The sequence below is a fragment of the Bradyrhizobium sp. AZCC 1610 genome (assembly GCF_036924515.1).
In the GTDB taxonomy this organism is placed as follows: Bacteria; Pseudomonadota; Alphaproteobacteria; order Rhizobiales; family Xanthobacteraceae; genus Bradyrhizobium.
This window is the reverse complement of record NZ_JAZHRR010000001.1, coordinates 3,540,577-3,556,619: the sequence shown is the minus strand read 5'-3', so window position 1 is coordinate 3,556,619 and position 16,043 is coordinate 3,540,577. Positions and strand designations below refer to the sequence as shown.

At 63.6% G+C, this 16,043-nt stretch carries 15 protein-coding genes; 10 read left to right on the top strand and 5 right to left on the bottom strand.

Features of this window, described 5'->3' with window-relative positions; all coding sequences use genetic code 11:
• The first annotated feature begins 120 nt into the window (after positions 1–120).
• The 7 genes from lpxD (at position 121) to lpxB (ending at position 5,908) form a co-directional block, all read left to right on the top strand.
• A complete protein-coding gene (lpxD, locus tag V1279_RS17625; RefSeq protein ID WP_334438203.1) occupies positions 121–1,188 on the top strand; it encodes a UDP-3-O-(3-hydroxymyristoyl)glucosamine N-acyltransferase in 1,068 nt (355 codons plus the stop codon).
• Positions 1,188–1,646, top strand: a complete 459-nt coding sequence (gene fabZ, locus V1279_RS17620) for a 3-hydroxyacyl-ACP dehydratase FabZ (protein ID WP_334438201.1) — start codon at positions 1,188–1,190, stop codon at positions 1,644–1,646. The genes lpxD and fabZ overlap by 1 nt, the downstream gene beginning before the upstream one ends.
• 130 nt (positions 1,647–1,776) lie before the next feature.
• On the top strand, positions 1,777–2,412 hold the full coding sequence (locus V1279_RS17615) for a histidine phosphatase family protein (RefSeq protein WP_334438198.1): 636 nt from the start codon (positions 1,777–1,779) through the stop codon (positions 2,410–2,412).
• Between the two features lie 149 nt (positions 2,413–2,561).
• Positions 2,562–2,915: a hypothetical protein gene (locus V1279_RS17610; RefSeq protein ID WP_334438195.1), complete on the top strand. Its 354-nt coding sequence runs from the start codon at positions 2,562–2,564 to the stop codon at positions 2,913–2,915.
• A 125-nt stretch (positions 2,916–3,040) separates the two neighbouring features.
• The gene (gene lpxA / locus V1279_RS17605; protein WP_334438193.1) at positions 3,041–3,844 is read left to right on the top strand and encodes an acyl-ACP--UDP-N-acetylglucosamine O-acyltransferase; all 804 of its coding nucleotides are present in this window, start codon (positions 3,041–3,043) and stop codon (positions 3,842–3,844) included.
• A gap of 19 nt (positions 3,845–3,863) precedes the next feature.
• Complete coding sequence (locus V1279_RS17600; RefSeq protein WP_334438190.1) at positions 3,864–4,721, top strand: LpxI family protein; 858 nt, start codon at positions 3,864–3,866, stop codon at positions 4,719–4,721.
• Between the two features lie 23 nt (positions 4,722–4,744).
• A complete protein-coding gene (lpxB, locus tag V1279_RS17595) occupies positions 4,745–5,908 on the top strand; it encodes a lipid-A-disaccharide synthase (RefSeq protein ID WP_334446440.1) in 1,164 nt (387 codons plus the stop codon).
• Positions 5,909–5,981: 73 nt separating this feature from the next.
• On the opposite strand, the gene gltA is transcribed toward lpxB, so the two are convergent.
• A complete protein-coding gene (gene gltA / locus V1279_RS17590; protein WP_334438188.1) occupies positions 5,982–7,286 on the bottom strand; it encodes a citrate synthase in 1,305 nt (434 codons plus the stop codon).
• A gap of 159 nt (positions 7,287–7,445) precedes the next feature.
• Positions 7,446–8,870 carry a glutamate--tRNA ligase gene (gltX, locus tag V1279_RS17585; protein ID WP_334438185.1) on the bottom strand — a complete coding sequence of 475 codons (1,425 nt, stop codon included), beginning with the start codon at positions 8,868–8,870 and terminating at the stop codon, positions 7,446–7,448.
• A 142-nt stretch (positions 8,871–9,012) separates the two neighbouring features.
• On the opposite strand from gltX, the gene V1279_RS17580 reads away from it, so the two are divergent.
• Positions 9,013–10,695: a glutamine--tRNA ligase/YqeY domain fusion protein gene (locus tag V1279_RS17580; protein WP_334438183.1), complete on the top strand. Its 1,683-nt coding sequence runs from the start codon at positions 9,013–9,015 to the stop codon at positions 10,693–10,695.
• Between the two features lie 9 nt (positions 10,696–10,704).
• A complete protein-coding gene (locus tag V1279_RS17575) occupies positions 10,705–11,109 on the top strand; it encodes a YybH family protein (protein WP_334438181.1) in 405 nt (134 codons plus the stop codon).
• Between the two features lie 36 nt (positions 11,110–11,145).
• On the opposite strand, the gene glnA is transcribed toward V1279_RS17575, so the two are convergent.
• The 3 genes from glnA to V1279_RS17560 form a co-directional block, all read right to left on the bottom strand.
• Positions 11,146–12,576, bottom strand: coding sequence for a type I glutamate--ammonia ligase (glnA, locus tag V1279_RS17570; protein ID WP_334438179.1), 1,431 nt, complete (start codon positions 12,574–12,576; stop codon positions 11,146–11,148).
• Positions 12,577–12,690: 114 nt separating this feature from the next.
• Entirely contained in the window at positions 12,691–12,873 is a 183-nt protein-coding gene (locus V1279_RS17565; protein WP_212419094.1) for a hypothetical protein, read from the bottom strand.
• Between the two features lie 176 nt (positions 12,874–13,049).
• Complete coding sequence (locus V1279_RS17560; RefSeq protein ID WP_442894895.1) at positions 13,050–13,271, bottom strand: hypothetical protein; 222 nt, start codon at positions 13,269–13,271, stop codon at positions 13,050–13,052.
• Between the two features lie 477 nt (positions 13,272–13,748).
• On the opposite strand from V1279_RS17560, the gene V1279_RS17555 reads away from it, so the two are divergent.
• Positions 13,749–16,043: a ComEC/Rec2 family competence protein gene (locus V1279_RS17555; RefSeq protein ID WP_334438173.1), complete on the top strand. Its 2,295-nt coding sequence runs from the start codon at positions 13,749–13,751 to the stop codon at positions 16,041–16,043.

The window sequence follows — 16,043 nt, the reverse complement described above, 5'->3', positions numbered from 1 at the left end:
GGCGTTATCGGGCGGACCGGTCACCGGTGCGCCCGAGCGCATAGGCAAAGGAGAAGATCGTTTCTGCTTCTCTGGAACGACGGCTCTGGTGTGAATGCTAGCCGGACTGCGACGGGTGGAATGGCGCAGCCGATATTTTTCAAGCAACCTCCTTCCTCGACGCTCGCCGAGTTGGCCGCGTTGACGGGAGCGGTATTGATCGACACCGCTCGTGGTGGTCATGTGATCAGGGGCCTGGCTTCGCTCGATGAAGCAGGCCCCATGCATCTGGCATTCTTCGACAACCTCAGATACGCCGATCAGCTCAAGGCGACCAAGGCCGGCGCCTGCCTGGTCAGCCCGCGTTTCGAGGCCCAGGTGCCCGCCCATGTGGCGGTGCTGCGGGCCGGCCAGCCGTTCCGCGCCTTCGTGAAGCTGTCGCGCGAGTGGCATGCGGACGCGCTTCGTCCGCAATCCTGGTTCGACAATGACGGCATCGCGCCATCGGCCATCATCGACCCGTCGGCCCATCTGGAGGATGGCGTGATCGTCGATCCGCTCGCGGTGATCGGCCCTAGGGTCGAGATCGGCGCCGGCACCGTGATCGGCGCGGGCGCGGTGATCGGCGCCGACGTCAAGATCGGCCGCGACTGCAATGTCGGCGCCCGCACGGCGATCCAGTTCGCCCTGATCGGCAACAACGTGCTGATCCATCCCGCCTGCAGCATCGGGCAGGACGGTTATGGCTTCATCTTCTTCGGCCCCGACGGCCATCTCAAGGTGCCGCAGACCGGCCGGGTCCTGATCCAGAACGATGTCGAGGTCGGCGCCGGTACCACCATCGACCGCGGCAGCCTGCGGGATACCGTGATCGGCGAGGGCACCAAAATCGACAATCAGGTCCAGATCGGCCACAATGTGACCATCGGCAGGCACTGCCTGCTCGCGGCCCAGATCGGGCTCGCGGGCAGCCTGACGATCGGTGACAACGTCGCGCTCGGGGCGAAGGTGGGCATCAATAACCACCTCAAGATCGGCGACGGCGCCCAGGTTACGGCGATGAGCGGGGTCAAGGACGACATTCCGCCCAACGGTCGCTGGGGCGGCTTTTTTGCCAAACCCACCAAGCAGTGGTTCAGGGAGATTGTTGCAGTGGAGCGACTGGTGCAGGGCGGCACGGCCGATCCGAAAGGCGAAGGGCGGGAGTGATGGAGGAGGCACCGGTCAGGTTTGAGCTCGTGGATATCAACGAGATACTCAAGACGCTCCCGCACCGTTATCCGATGCTGCTGATCGACCGGGTGATCAAGATCCGGACCGATTACAGCGGCATCGGCATCAAGAACGTCACTTTCAACGAGCCGCCGTTTCTCGGCCACTTTCCCGACCGCCCGGTCTATCCCGGCGTGATGATGATCGAGGCCATGGCGCAGACCGCCGGCGTCATCGGCATCAAGTCGGTCGAGGGCACCGAGAAGCCGCGCGCGGTTTATTTCCTCACCATCGACAAGTGCAAATTCCGCAAGCCGGTGATGCCCGGCGACACGATCGAATACCACATGCGCTCGATCGGCCGCCGCAAGGCGATGTGGTGGTTTCACGGCGACGCCAAGGTGAATGGTACGGTCGTGGCGGAAGCCGACGTCGGCGCGATGCTGACGGATTGATGATATTTTTCACACTTCTGAAGATTTTTTAATCAGATGGACCCGTCAAGGTTGTTGACGGGGCTTGCTGCATACGCTCTTTCTAGATTGTCGCATTTGTATTCAGATATTGTTTTTGACGGAGGCATTCGTGAACAGGCTTGCTTCGATCATTGCGTGCTGGGCCGTTATTTTTCTGATGTCGCCGCAAAGTCACGCGGCAGAGCTGGGCGGTCTCGTATCGTCCCTCAAGAGCGGCGGCTACGTCATCGTGTTTCGGCACGGCGCCACCGACGATAGCCAGAAGGACATCTACCCCTTCAAATTCGACGACATGACCGCGCAGCGGCAACTCAGCGAAAAGGGCCGCGCGCTGGCGCGCGAGCTTGGGGCAGCACTCAAGAAATTGGGTGTGCCGATCGGCGAAGTTTACACGAGCCAGCTGAATCGAGCCGTTGAAACCGGCAAGCTGCTCGGCGGCAAGGACGTCTCTCCGGTGGACGCATTGACCGACAGCGGCGCTGGCAGCGCGTCCGCGATGGCGAACCCCGACGGCAAGAACGCAAAGGCCGGCCGCGCCGTGCGCGATCTCGTCAATGCGCCTCCGAAAGCCGGCGCCAATAACCTGGCGGTCACGCACAAGACCAACGTCGCCGACGCCTTCGGAAAGGAGTTTTCCGATATCCGCGAAGGCGAGGCGCTCGTCTACAAGATCAGCAACTCGGGGCCGGCTGTCCTGGTTACGCGGGTGCAGCCTGGCGAATGGATCGCGCAGGCCGGTAGCTAGATTCGGTCTCGCTTGGACAGGTGCCTGCGCGGGAGGCGGCCGTGTGATCTCCGATCAATGCACATAATATTCGCTGGACGCGAGGGAACTTCAGCTTCCCGACAGGGTTTGTAGGCCGGTGGGTAATTGTGGTTGCTGAGACGGGCCGCATGAAATCTCTCAGAATCGCCGTAGCGCTGATAGCGTCAACCGCTGCTCTCGTCGGGGTTGCAACCGCCCGAGATGATGGCCGCTACGCCAACTCTCCGCTAAAGTCCTGGTTCGACAGCCTCAGAAGCGGAAAGGGGCCATGCTGCTCCGACGCCGACGGCTCCGCTGTCGCCGACGTGGATTGGGAATCGAAGGACGGTCATTACCGGGTGCGGCTCCATGGCGAATGGATCGACGTCCCCGACGATGCTGTGATCACTGAACCAAATCGCGCCGGCCGGACCCTGGTATGGCCGATGTGGGGCACGGTCGGGATTTCGATCCGCTGCTTCCTGCCCGGCAGCATGACCTGATGACATTCTTGATACCAGCGTGCCGCAACATGACGTAACGATACGTCACTGGACACCATTCGGATGCCGCGCTAACCACCGGAAAACGCGCGATATTCGCGTGCATCGATGGGCTGGGCTGCTTGATGGGTACGATCGATCCAACCGCGCGGGTTGAGGATGGCGCTGTGATCGGCGAGGGGACGACAATCGGTCCCTATTGCATTATCGGCCGCAACGTCGTTATCGGCGCCAACTGCAAGCTGATCGCGCATGTTCATGTCACCGCGCAGACCACGATCGGAGCCGGCTGCACGATCTATCCGTTCGTCTCGCTCGGCACGCCGCCGCAATCGCTGAGCTACAAGGGCGAACTGACCCGGCTGGAGATCGGCGCGGGCTGCACGATCCGCGAGTCCGTGACCATGAATGCCGGAACGGTTGGCGGCGGCGGCGTGACGCGGGTCGGCGAGCGCGGCTACTTCATGAATTGCAGCCATGTCGGGCACGATTGCCAGGTCGGCGACGATGTGGTTTTCGCCACATCGGCAACGCTCGGCGGTCACTGCGAGATCGGCGATTTCGTTTTCATCGGCGGGCTGTCGGCCGTGCACCAGTTCACGCGGATCGGGCCGCAGGTGATGGTGGGCGGCGTGTGCGGCGTGCGCGGCGACGTCATTCCGTTCGGCCTCGCCAATGGACAATATGCAAGCCTCGAAGGACTGAACATCATCGGCATGAAACGCCGCAAGTTCACCAAGGAGCGAATCGCCAAGGTTCGTGCGTTCTACCAAAAGCTGTTTCACGGCCCCGGTATCTTTGCCGAGCGGCTGAATGCGGTGCAGGAGCTCGCCGGAGAGGATCCGGCGATCGCCGAAATCCTCGCCTTCATCGAGCAAGGCAAGCATCGCGCGCTCTGCCTTCCTGCCGACGACGGCAACAAGCATTGATGACGGGATCGCCGCAGCCATGATTTCCGCGGCTTCTGACATTTCATCACCAGTCGGCGTTATCGCCGGCGGTGGCGCGATGCCGTTCGCGGTGGCGGAGTCGCTTGCCGCACGGGGGATCGCGCCGGTGCTGTTCGCGCTCCGCGGCGCCTGTGATCCGGCGCGCGTCGAGCGCTTCCGCCATCACTGGATCTCGGTCGGGCAACTCGGTCGCGCCACAAAACTGTTCCGCAGCGAGGGCTGCCGCGATCTGATCTTCATCGGCACGCTGCTGCGCCCGGCGCTGTCGGAAATCAGGCTCGACTGGGGAACGATCCGCGTCCTCGGCCGCGTCTGGGCCGCGTTTCGCGGCGGCGACGATCATCTGTTGTCGGGGATCGGCCGCATCCTCGAACAGGACGGTTTTCGGATGGTCGGCATCAGGGATGTCGCCCCCGATATTCTGATGCCGGAGGGAAGCATTGCCCGCGCTAAGCCCGATTCCGCTGCCGCCGCTGACATCGCCAAGGGGCGGGAGGTGCTCGGCGCGCTTGGGCCCTTCGACATCGGCCAGGCCGTGGTCGTGATCGACGGGCATGTGGTGGCGGTCGAGGACATCGAGGGCACCGACGGGCTTTTGGCGCGCGTGGCGCGGCTGCGCGAGGCCGGGCGCATTCGCGCCAAATCCGGCCGCGGCGTGCTGGTGAAGGCGCCGAAGAGCGGCCAGGATTTGCGCTTCGACCTGCCGGCCGTGGGCGCCAAAACCATCGAGGGCGCAGCCCGGGCCGGGCTTGCCGGCATCGCCGTGATCGCCGGCCATACGATTGCCGCGGAGGCGCAAGCCATGATCGAGGCCGCTGACAGCGCCGGCCTGTTCATCCAGGGCTTATCAGCGTGACGCCGTCTCGCGCCACCGCTGGGATGGAGCGGAGGGTATTTCTGATCGCGACGGAAGAGTCCGGCGATCGCCTCGGCGCCAACCTGATGAAAGTGCTGCGCCAGCGCCTTGGCGACGCGGTGCAGTTCGAAGGCATCGGCGGCCGCGCGATGGCGCGCGAGGGCCTGGAGTCGCTGTTTCCGATCGAAGAGCTCTCGATCATCGGGCTCGCCGCCGTCGTCAAGGAACTGCCGAAGATCCTCGGGCTGATCAAGGAAACGGCCATTGCGGTAACGGAAGCGGCGCCGGATATTCTCGTCATCATCGACAGCCCGGACTTCACCCACCGCGTGGCGAAGCGCGTTCGCGCCAAGGATCCCAGGCTGCCGATCGTCGACTATGTGTCGCCCTCGGTCTGGGCGTGGCGGCCCGGGCGGGCGCGCGCGATGCTGAAATATGTCGATCACGTGCTGGCGCTGCTGCCGTTCGAGCCCGACGCCTATCGCAGGCTGCACGGGCCGCCATGCACCTATGTCGGCCACCCCCTGACCGAGCAATTGTCTTCGCTGCGCCCGAACGCCGATGAAGCTGCGCGGCGGGCGCAATCGCCGCCGGTGCTGCTCGTGCTGCCGGGAAGCCGGGGCAGCGAAATTCGCCACCACATGGCGGTGTTCGGCCAGGCGGTGGCTCGGCTGCAGGAGCAGGGCGTTGCGTTCGAGCTCATGCTGCCGACCATGCCGCATCTGCAGGAAGCGGTCGTCGACGCGGTGAAGGGCTGGCCGGTGCAGCCCCAGGTCGTGATCGGCGAGCAGGACAAACGGGCGGCCTTTCGGATCGCCCATGCGGCGCTAGCCAAATCCGGTACGGTAACGCTCGAACTGGCACTGGCCGGCGTGCCGATGGTGACGGGCTACCGGGTCGGCGCCATGGAAGCCTGGATCCTGCGGCGCGCCATCAAGGTGAACTCGGTGATACTGGCCAATCTCGTGATCGGCGAGAACGTCATTCCCGAATTCCTGCAGGAAGACTGCACCCCGGAAAAGCTCGCAACCGCGCTCCGTGAGGTGTTGAGCGACAGCGACCAGCGTCGAAGGCAACTGGAGGCTTTCGGAAAGATCGATGGGATCATGTCGACCGGCAACCAGCCGCCGAGTGCCCGTGCCGCCGATATCGTGCTGGCGACGATGTGGCAGGCGCGGCGGGGGTAGAGGGTAGCAACAAGAAAAAAAGCCGGACGCGACGATCGCATCCGGCTTTTCCGAATTGTCGTGCGATCGGCGCTTACTTGCGATTCGCCATCTCGACGTAATCGCGGCGCGCAACGCCGGTGTAGAGCTGGCGCGGACGGCCGATCTTCTGATGCGGGTCCTCGATCATCTCGCTCCACTGGCTGATCCAGCCGACGGTGCGGGCGACCGCGAACAGCACGGTGAACATCGAGGTCGGGAAGCCCATCGCCTTCAGTGTGATGCCCGAATAGAAATCGACGTTCGGATAGAGCTTGCGGTCGATGAAGTACTGGTCGGAGAGCGCGATCCTTTCCAGTTCCATCGCAACGTTCAGCATCGGATCGTTGCCGTGGCCGGTCTCGGCCAGCACGGCGTGACACATCTTCTGCATGATCTTGGCGCGCGGATCGTAGTTCTTGTAGACGCGATGACCGAAGCCCATCAGGCGGACTTCGCTGTTCTTGTCCTTCACCTTGGCGATGAATTCCGGAATCTTGTCGACCGAACCAATTTCGGCGAGCATCGCAAGGGCTGCTTCGTTGGCGCCGCCATGCGCCGGACCCCACAGGCAGGCGATGCCGGCGGCGATGCAGGCGAACGGGTTGGCGCCGGAAGAGCCGGCGATACGCACCGTCGAGGTCGAGGCGTTCTGCTCGTGGTCGGCGTGCAGGATGAAGATCTTGTCGAGCGCGTCAGCCAGCACCGGATTGATCTTGTAGTCCTCGCAGGGCACCGCGAAGCACATGTGCAGGAAGTTCTCGGCAAAGGAGAGCGAGTTCTTCGGATACATGAAGGGCTGGCCGATGGTGTATTTGAAGGCCATCGCGGCCAGCGTCGGGACCTTCGCGATCATGCGCATCGAGGCGATCATGCGCTGCTTCGGATCGTTGATGTCGGTGCTATCGTGATAGAACGCGGCGAGCGCGCCGACGGCGGCGACCATGATCGCCATCGGATGGGCGTCGCGGCGAAAACCCTGGAAGAAGCGGGCCATCTGCTCGTGAACCATGGTGTGGTGGATCACGCGGTGGTCGAAATCCTGCTTCTGGGCGGGGGTCGGGAGCTCCCCGTAGAGCAGGAGGTAGCAGGTCTCAAGGAAGTCGCCTTTCTCGGCGAGCTGCTCGATTGGGTATCCGCGGTATTCGAGAATGCCGGCATCGCCATCGATATAGGTGATCTTCGACTGGCAGCTGCCGGTGGAGGTGAAACCGGGGTCGTAGGTGAACATCCCGGCCTGGGCGTAAAGTTTGGCGATGTCGATGACATCGGGCCCAACCGTGCCGCTGAGGATCGGGAAATCGTAGGTCTTGTTACCTACCGTAAGCGTTGCAGTCTTGTTGCTGGATTTTGCGTCCATCGTGAATCCCCGATGAAATCGTTACGAAAAACCGCGCCGACCCTGGTGCCATTTCGCGGTGGCAGCAAGGGAAGCCGGGTTGTCTGGATGCGGCGCCAAAGGCGTAGCTTATTGCCCTGTGCACTGCAAGATGGCCCCGGCCCCCCATATGGTAGGGGCTTAACTGGCCGCCTGATCGGCGAGGCGGGCCAGGCATTCCTCCCGTCCCAGTACCGCCAAAACGTCGAAAATTCCCGGTGAAGTCGTGCGTCCGGTCAGCGCCACCCGGAGTGGCTGCGCGACGGCGCCGAGCTTGAGATTGTTCTGCTCTGCGAAATTTCGCATCGCGGCTTCCGTGGTCTCGGTGCGCCAGTCGGTGACGGCCTCGAGCGCCGTCCGGAGTTTTCCGATCAGCGCCCGGGTCTCCGGCGTCAGCAGGGCGCCGGCCTTCGGCTCGATCTCAAGCGGACGGTCGGCGAAGATGAAGTAGGCGCCCGATATCAGCTCGATCAGTGTCTTGGCGCGCTCCTTCAGGCTCGGCATCGCCCGCAGCAATTGCGCGCGGGTGGTGTCGTTGAGTTTTGCCTTCAGTTCGGCGCCTTCGGGGACGTAATCCAGCACGCTCTCAAACTGGGACACCAGCTCGCGGTCATCAGCCTGGCGGATGTAGTGGCCGTTGAGGTTCTCCAGCTTGGCGAAATCGAACCGCGCCGCGGAGCGCCCGATCGCGGGCAGATCGAACGCGTCGATCATTTCCTGCGTCGAGAAGATTTCCTGGTCGCCATGGCTCCAGCCGAGCCGGACCAGGTAATTGCGCAGCGCCGCCGGCAGATATCCCATCGCGCGGTAAGCGTCGACGCCGAGCGCGCCGTGGCGCTTCGAGAGCTTCGAACCATCGGGCCCGTGGATGAGGGGGATGTGGGACATGTTCGGGATATCCCAGCCGAGTGCATCGTAGATCTGCTTCTGCCGCGCGGCGTTGATCAGATGGTCGTCGCCGCGGATGACGTGGGTGACGCCCATGTCATGGTCGTCGACCACGACAGCCAGCATGTAGGTCGGGTTGCCGTCGCCACGCAGCAGTACGAGATCGTCGAGGTTCTCGTTCTGCCAGACCACGCGACCCTGGACCTGGTCCTCGATTACGGTCTCGCCGGTCTGCGGTGCCTTCAGGCGGATGGTGGGCTTCATGCCGGCCGGCGTCTCGGAGGGATCGCGGTCCCGCCACATCCCGTCATAGAGGCGGGTACGGCCCTCGGCGCGCGCCTTCTCGCGCATCGCCGTCAGTTCCTCCGCGGTGGCGTAGCAGCGGTAAGCCCAGCCGCTGGCCAGCAATTGCTCGGCGACCTCGCGGTGGCGGGCAGCGCGGCTGAACTGGTAGATGACGTCGCCGTCCCAATCGAGCTCCAGCCACTTCAGCCCGTCGAGAATGGCGGCAATGGCGGGCTCCGTGGAGCGTTCGCGGTCGGTGTCCTCGATCCGCAGCAGCATCTTGCCGCCGGCTTTCTTGGCGTAGAGCCAGTTGAACAGCGCGGTCCGGGCGCCTCCGATATGGAGGAAGCCGGTGGGCGAGGGGGCGAAGCGTGTGACGACGGAATCAGTCATTACCGGGGCGGGGCCTATGCATGAACGGCCGTGGTGTATAGCAGGAACGGTGCATAACTAAAGCCTCGCTATCGGCAATGCGGGCTTGGCTCACAGGGGCGAATTTGGCAGAAGGTTCGCCAATCCCTAACAGGAACTCAGGATGACCACAGAACCGGTAGCGGCAGAGGCAGGGCGCGATTTCATCCGCGACATCGTGCAGGCCGATCTTTCTTCCAAGAAACACAGCCGGATCGTGACCCGATTCCCGCCGGAGCCGAACGGCTATCTGCACATCGGCCATGCCAAGTCGATTGCCCTGAATTTCGGCATCGCGCAGGAATTTGCCGGCAAGTGCCACCTGCGCTTCGACGACACCAATCCGACCAAGGAAGAGCAGGAATATATCGATTCCATCCAGGCCGACGTGCACTGGCTCGGCTATGACTGGGGAACCGATCTCTATTACGCCTCTGACTATTTCGACCGCCTGTACGACTGGGCCGAGGGCCTGATCAAGGCCGGCTGTGCCTATGTCGACGACCAGTCGCAGGAGGAAATCCGCATCAACCGCGGCACGCTGACGGAACCCGGCAAGAATTCGCCGTTCCGCGACCGGACGGTGGAGGAAAACCTCGACCTCTTCAGGCGCATGAAGGCGGGTGAATTCCCGAACGGCACGCGCGTGCTGCGCGCCAGGATCGACATGGCCGCCGGCAACATTAACCTGCGCGACCCCGTGCTCTATCGCATCCTGCATGCCGAGCACCCGCGCACCGGCGCCAAATGGTCGATCTATCCGAGCTACGATTATGCGCACGGCCAGTCGGACGCCATCGAAGGCATCACGCATTCGATCTGCACGCTGGAGTTCGAGGACCACCGACCGCTCTATGAATGGCTGCTCGACAAGCTGCCGGTGCCGTCAAAACCGCGCCAGTACGAATTCGCCCGCCTCAACCTCACCTACACGCTGCTGTCGAAGCGCGTGCTGACGCAACTCGTCCGCGACGGCCACGTTTCCGGCTGGGACGATCCGCGCATGCCGACCATCGCCGGGCTGAAGCGGCGCGGCGTGCCGCCGGCGGCGGTGCGCGAATTCGTCAAGCGCATCGGCGTCGCAAAGGCCAACAGCGTGGTCGACGTCGGCATGCTGGAGTTCTGCATTCGCGAACACCTCAACAAATCAGCGCAGCGACGCATGGCGGTGTTGCGGCCGTTGAAAGTCGTGATCGAGAATTATCCGGAAGGAGAGATCGAGGAGCTCGAGGCCGTCAACCATCCCGACGATCCCTCGGCCGGTACGCGAAAAATTTCGTTCGGCCGCGAGCTCTATATCGAGCGCGACGATTTCATGGAGAACCCGCCGAAAAAGTTCTTCCGCCTGTCGCCGGGCAACGAAGTGCGGTTGCGTTACGCCTATTTCATCAAATGCACCGGCGTTATCAAGAACGACGCCGGCGAAGTCGTCGAACTGCGCTGCACCTACGATCCCGCGACCAAGGGCGGCAACGCGCCTGACGGCCGCAAGGTCAAGGCGACCATGCACTGGCTATCGGCCGCGCAGTCGGTGCCGGCGGAAATCCGCGTCTACAATCAGCTGTTCGCGAATCCCAGCCCGAACGCCGCGAATTTCGCCGCCGACCTCAATCCGGAGTCGCTGGAAATCCTGCCCAACGCGCGGATCGAGCCTTCGGTTGCCGCCGATAATTCCGGCGAGGTGATGCAGTTCGAACGGCAGGGCTATTTCGTGGGCGACAAGGATTCGATGCCCGGCAAGCCCGTGTTCAACCGCACCATCGGCCTGCGCGACACCTTTGCGAAGGAAGTCGGCGGGAAGGGCTGAGGTCCGGCGATGGGATCATCCGAACGCAGCGCAACCGACGACATCGTGTCCGGCATCATGGGAAAATGGGCGACGGCGTTCAGCAACCTGGACGCCAGCGCGCTTGCGTCGCTCTATTCGAGGAACGCGTTCTTCTTCGGCTCGAATCCAAACCTGTATCGCGGCAATGACGGCGTTGCCGCTTATTTCGACGCGTTGCCGAGATGGCATTCCCCGACGGTCAAGTTCACCGACGTCAGGACTGCGCATGCCGCTCCCGACCTGATCAACGTCGCGGGCACGGCGTCTTTTGTCGTCGAAGAGGATGCTGAACCCCTGACGGTGAAAATCACCTGGGTCATCATTCGCGAAGGCGGCGAATGGAAAATCGTCAGCCACCACGTGTCGTCGAAGACGCCGCTGATTGAGCCGTAGGGCCGGTCACGCGTCAGCTAACGCGGTCGCAGCTAGCTAGATGTCGTAATACAAGTGGAACTCGTATGGATGAGGGCGCAGCCGGATAGGATCGATTTCTTTCTTGCGCTTGTAGTCGAGCCAAGTCTCGATCACGTCGCCGGTGAACACATCGCCGCGGAGTAGGAAGGCGTGATCGCGCTCGAGCGCGTCAAGCGCCTGATCCAGCGATCCAGGTGTCGACTTCACGTCCTTTGCCTCGGCGGGCGGCAGGTCATAGAGGTTCTTGTCGATCGGGCTGCCCGGATCGATCCGGCTGTTGATGCCGTCAAGGCCGGCCATCAGCATCGCGGCGAACGCGAGATAGGGGTTGCAGGAGGGATCCGGCGAGCGAAACTCGACGCGCTTTGCCCGCGGGTTCGGCGAATACATCGGAATACGGCAGCAGGCTGAGCGGTTGCGCTGGGAATAGACCAGATTGATCGGAGCCTCATAGCCTGGCACCAGGCGCCGATAGGAGTTGGTGGTGGGGGCGCAAAGCCCGCATAACGCCCAGGCGTGGGTAAGGAGCCCGCCGATGTAGTAACGGCCCATCTCGCTCAGCTCGGCGTAATCAGCCTTGTCATAGAACAGATTGGTCTCGCCCTTCCACAGGGACTGGTGAACGTGCATCCCCGAGGCGTTGTCCTCGAACAGCGGCTTCGGCATGAACGTTGCGGTCTTGCCGTGCTCGCGGGCGGTGTTCTTCACCACGTATTTGTAGATCATCAGATTGTCCGCCATGCGGGTGAGCGTGGTGAAGCGCATGTCGATCTCGTTCTGGCCGCCGGTCGCGACTTCATGGTGATGGGCTTCGATCTGGATGCCCAGCTGTTCCATCGTCAGCACCATTTCGGTGCGGAGAGCCTGCATGCTGTCGGTCGGGGGAACGGGAAAATATCCCTCCTTCGGGCGCGGCTTGTGGCCCAGATTCGGCGCTTCCTCCTTGCCAGTATTCCAACTGCCTTCGCTGGAATCGATTTCGTGGAAGGCGTAATTGATGTCCTGTCCATAGCGCACGTCGTCGAACACGAAGAACTCCGCCTCCGGGCCGAAGTAACTCGTATCGGCGAGGCCAGTGCCCTTGAGGTTGGTTTCAGCCTTCTGGGCGATGTAACGGGCGTCACGGCTATAGGGTTGACCGGTCACGGGGTCCCTGATGTTGCAAACCAGGACGAGGGTCGATGCAGGCGAATACGGGTCGAGGAAGGCCGTGGTCGGGTCCGGCACGACCAGCATGTCGCTTTCCTGAATTTCCTGGAAGCCGCGGATGGACGAGCCGTCGAATCCAATGCCTTCGCTGAGAGCATCGACACTAGCTGCACCCGGCGGGACGGAAAAATGCTGCCACACCCCCGGCAAGTCGGTGAAGCGCAGATCGATCATCTGCACCTTCTCGTCCGTGATCGCCTTCACGAGGTCTTCGGCTGTCGCACACTTCGGAAACATGGCTTCACTCCTGTTATGGAGAGCCGCATCTTGGAGGTCAGGTTGCCCTTCAGCCGCGACCAGGTGGATTGCGACGGAACCTGCTCCAGGTCCTACCTGGCCACGCCGGCAGCTTCAGCTTTGGTGCGGCCCGCGCATGAGCTTCATCGCGTCTTCGATATGCCGCCAGGTTCTGGCCAGTTCGACCTCGCCTTTTGCCTCGAGTTCGATGGCGTTCTGGGCGGCTTCCGCAATGGCCTTGGCGCCATGTGCTTCCAGTAACTGCCGTGCGTAGTCGTGGATTTCGATTTCTCGCATGGCGTCATGCTCCTCTCGTTCTGAGCGCAACTAAGAATTCCAGTTGGGCCGAGAGCCGTAGACGTTGACACCTCGTCAAGCGCACACAGTGTGCATCCTGCTGCGGCGCACTTGCAAGAGCGCTTTCAAGCGCGCTTTCCGGGCGGTGGGCTGCCGGGATTGGTGGCGCCGGCCGCCTAGCAGCCCCGGCAAATGCCGCGCAGCGACTTGGCGAGTTCGGCATCTTCCTGCGCCATAGGCTCGTAGGGCTTTTGCTCTGCGGCCTGTCTGATATCGTTGGCTTTCTGCCGGGCGGCCCGCGCAGTCTCCTGGCGCTGGTAACACGCCTCGCGCTCGGGCCGCGCCTCGATGAAGCGGCATTGCTCGGCCGCCTCGGCGGTGGAAGCCAAGGCGGTCATCATGACGGCAAATGAAAGGCAGGCGGCTAGCTTCATGGCCGCGAGTGTAGCGCGGATGGCGGCGCGTTTCCTCAGGTTTCTGCCTCCGCTCTGCCTAACAGTCTCAACGCATCAACGCAGGTCGATCAATGGCGGCGGAATGCTCCCGGTGACTTCCGATGCGCCACCGGAGATGCGCCAAGCCGCTACTCCGAAGCATGCCGTAAGCATCAGAGCCGTCACAAGCAGAAGCGTGCAAGAAAACTGGCTCACGTCGTGCTCCGCAACCAGCCTCGAAGTTCAGAGAACGAGCACGCTTTGACGAGTCGAAAAATGCAGTTGGGCTGACTTAGCGGCAGTTTTCCACTGCGGATTAATTGCTTTGTGGGGCCGCTGGCGCCGTGCATTTCTTCAGGTTTCTGCTTCTGTTCTGCTAGCAGCTCAAATACACCGTCCGGTAGTCTTGCGATCTCTACGGGATCGTAAGGTGTAGGCTCGGTGGCGGAGCAGGGTGACACATCGGGCCGGAAGCGTGGCTATGCCGGGACTTGGCCGCCGCGCGCCGCCGTGCCCGTCGGCGGCCTTGTCCCGTCTCGCCCCGCGTTCTGGCCGCCGCTGCTCGAAACCCTGCGCGCATGGGCGCGTGCGGAAGCCGGCGCCGGGCGCCTGCTGCCCTGGGTGCCCGTCGCGTTCGGCACCGGCATTGCCTTTTACTTCGCCGCCGATCACGAGCCGGTATTGTCTGTGGCCGGCGTCGTCGCCATCGCGCTATGCGCGGTCGCGGTCCTGTTGCGGCGGCAGAAATTCTTTCCCGTCGCCGTGATGATCGCAGCGGTTGCAGCGGGCTTTGCGATCGCGACATGGAAGACAGCGCGGATTGCGCATGGCGTGCTGGCGCGGCCGATGTTTTCGGTGGCGCTGACCGGCTTCGTCGAAACCCGCGACATTCGCGAGCGCACCGACCGCTTTGTCCTGCGCGTCATCACCATGGAAAGCGCACGCGGGACGACGAAGCTCGATCGCGTCCGGCTGTCGGTGAAGAAGGGCACCGCGCCCGCGGTCGGCAGCTTCGTCGAGCTGAAGGCGCGGCTGTTGCCGCCGCTCACGCCGGTGCGGCCGGGCAGCTACGATTTCAGCCGCGATATGTTCTTTGCCGGCATCGGCGCCTCGGGCTTCGTGATGGGCGCGATCAAGACCGCCGAGCCGCCCGCCACCGGCGGCGGGCTACGCCTGCGCTATTCCGCGTTCATGCAGGGGCTGCGCGACACGATCGACGCGCGGATCAGGACCACTCTGGAAGGTGACAAGCGCGCGATCGCCACTGCGCTATTGACCGGGCGGCGCGACGCGATCTCGCCGCCGGTGAACGACGCCATGTTCATCTCAGGTCTCGGCCATGTGCTGTCGATCTCCGGCTATCATATGGCTGTCGTCGCCGGCGTCGTGTTCTTTGCGGTGCGGGCGCTGCTCGCGCTGTTTCCCGCGCTCACCGTCGGCTACGCCATCAAGAAATGGTCGGCGGCGGCTGCGTTCCTCGCCGCCGCGTTCTATCTGCTGCTGTCGGGGGCGGAAGTGGCGACGCAACGCTCGTTCTTCATGACGGCCGTGGTGCTGATCGCTGTCATGGTCGATCGTCGGGCGATTACGTTTCGCACGCTCGCGGTCGCGGCCCTGATCGTGCTGACGGTCGCGCCGGAAGCGCTGGTGCATCCCAGTTTTCAGATGTCGTTTGCTGCCACGCTCGGGCTGGTGGCGCTGGTGCAGATCGGCTTGCCGCGCCTGTTCGCGACGCCTGACCATACCGCAACCGCCCGCGTGGCGCTGTGGGGCGGCCGTGAGATCGCGATGCTGCTGCTGGCCTCGCTGGTGGCGGGGCTCGCGACCATGCCTTACGCGGCCTTTCACTTTCACCGGGTCACGCCTTACGGCGTGCTGGCCAATCTCGCGGCGATGCCGGTCGTCTCCGCGGTCGTGATGCCGGCGGGCTTGCTCGGCCTCGTCGCGATGCCGTTCGGCTTCGATCGCCTGTTCTGGGCGATCATGGGCATCGGCATCGACTGGATGATTGCGGTGACGCAATGGGTCGCGGCGCTGCCCGGCGCGGTCGGGCGGGTGCCGGCGTTCGGCATCGGCCCGCTGATTGCGGCCAGTCTCGGCATCATCCTGCTCGGCCTGTTGCGCACGCCGCTGCGCTGGTCGGGCGCGGTGCTGGTGCTATCAGCGGCACTATGGGCGGCGAGGGCGCCGCTGCCGGACATCCTGATCTCCGCCGATGGTCGCAATGTCGCCGTCCGCGGCCAGGATGGAAGGCTGCATCTGATGCATGCGGCGAAGGGCTCCCGGGATGCCTTCCTCCTGAAGGAGTGGCTGGCGGCGGACGCGGACGCGCGTACGGCCGCTGACGCATCGCTCACCGCAGGCGTCTCATGCGACGACCTTGGCTGCGTAACGCAATCCGCCGGCGGCCTTATCGCGCAGGCGCTCAAGCCCGAGGCGCTTTCGGACGATTGCGAGCGCGCGGCGCTCATCGTGACGCTGCGGCAGGCGCCCGCTTCATGCGCGGCTTCCGTCATCGATGCCGACCGGTTGCGGCGGCAGGGCGCAATGGCGTTGCGGCGAGGCCGTGAGGGATTTGTCGTCGAGGCAGCCAAGCCCAGGGGGATCGACCGCCCGTGGTCGCCGGCCGCAGCCGACGAGCGCGAGGCCGACGCCACCGTGCTTGCGCCGCGTGTCGTGCCGCCGCGCGCCGTCGATGCGACGCCGGCCGAGGCCGACCTTCAGGCGGAGGAATAG

Bases quoted from the DNA above. Each gene is read 5' to 3' on its own strand.
- lpxD (WP_334438203.1), top strand. From the start codon at position 121: ATGGCGCAGCCGATATTTTTCAAGCAACCTCCTTCCTCGACGCTCGCC.
- fabZ (WP_334438201.1), top strand. From the start codon at position 1,188: ATGGAGGAGGCACCGGTCAGGTTTGAGCTCGTGGATATCAACGAGATA.
- V1279_RS17610 (WP_334438195.1), top strand. From the start codon at position 2,562: ATGAAATCTCTCAGAATCGCCGTAGCGCTGATAGCGTCAACCGCTGCT.
- lpxA (WP_334438193.1), top strand. From the start codon at position 3,041: ATGGGTACGATCGATCCAACCGCGCGGGTTGAGGATGGCGCTGTGATC.
- V1279_RS17600 (WP_334438190.1), top strand. From the start codon at position 3,864: ATGATTTCCGCGGCTTCTGACATTTCATCACCAGTCGGCGTTATCGCC.
- lpxB (WP_334446440.1), top strand. From the start codon at position 4,745: ATGGAGCGGAGGGTATTTCTGATCGCGACGGAAGAGTCCGGCGATCGC.
- gltA (WP_334438188.1), bottom strand. From the start codon at position 7,286: ATGGACGCAAAATCCAGCAACAAGACTGCAACGCTTACGGTAGGTAAC.
- gltX (WP_334438185.1), bottom strand. From the start codon at position 8,870: ATGACTGATTCCGTCGTCACACGCTTCGCCCCCTCGCCCACCGGCTTC.
- V1279_RS17580 (WP_334438183.1), top strand. From the start codon at position 9,013: ATGACCACAGAACCGGTAGCGGCAGAGGCAGGGCGCGATTTCATCCGC.
- V1279_RS17575 (WP_334438181.1), top strand. From the start codon at position 10,705: ATGGGATCATCCGAACGCAGCGCAACCGACGACATCGTGTCCGGCATC.
- glnA (WP_334438179.1), bottom strand. From the start codon at position 12,576: ATGTTTCCGAAGTGTGCGACAGCCGAAGACCTCGTGAAGGCGATCACG.
- V1279_RS17565 (WP_212419094.1), bottom strand. From the start codon at position 12,873: ATGCGAGAAATCGAAATCCACGACTACGCACGGCAGTTACTGGAAGCA.
- V1279_RS17560 (WP_442894895.1), bottom strand. From the start codon at position 13,271: ATGACCGCCTTGGCTTCCACCGCCGAGGCGGCCGAGCAATGCCGCTTC.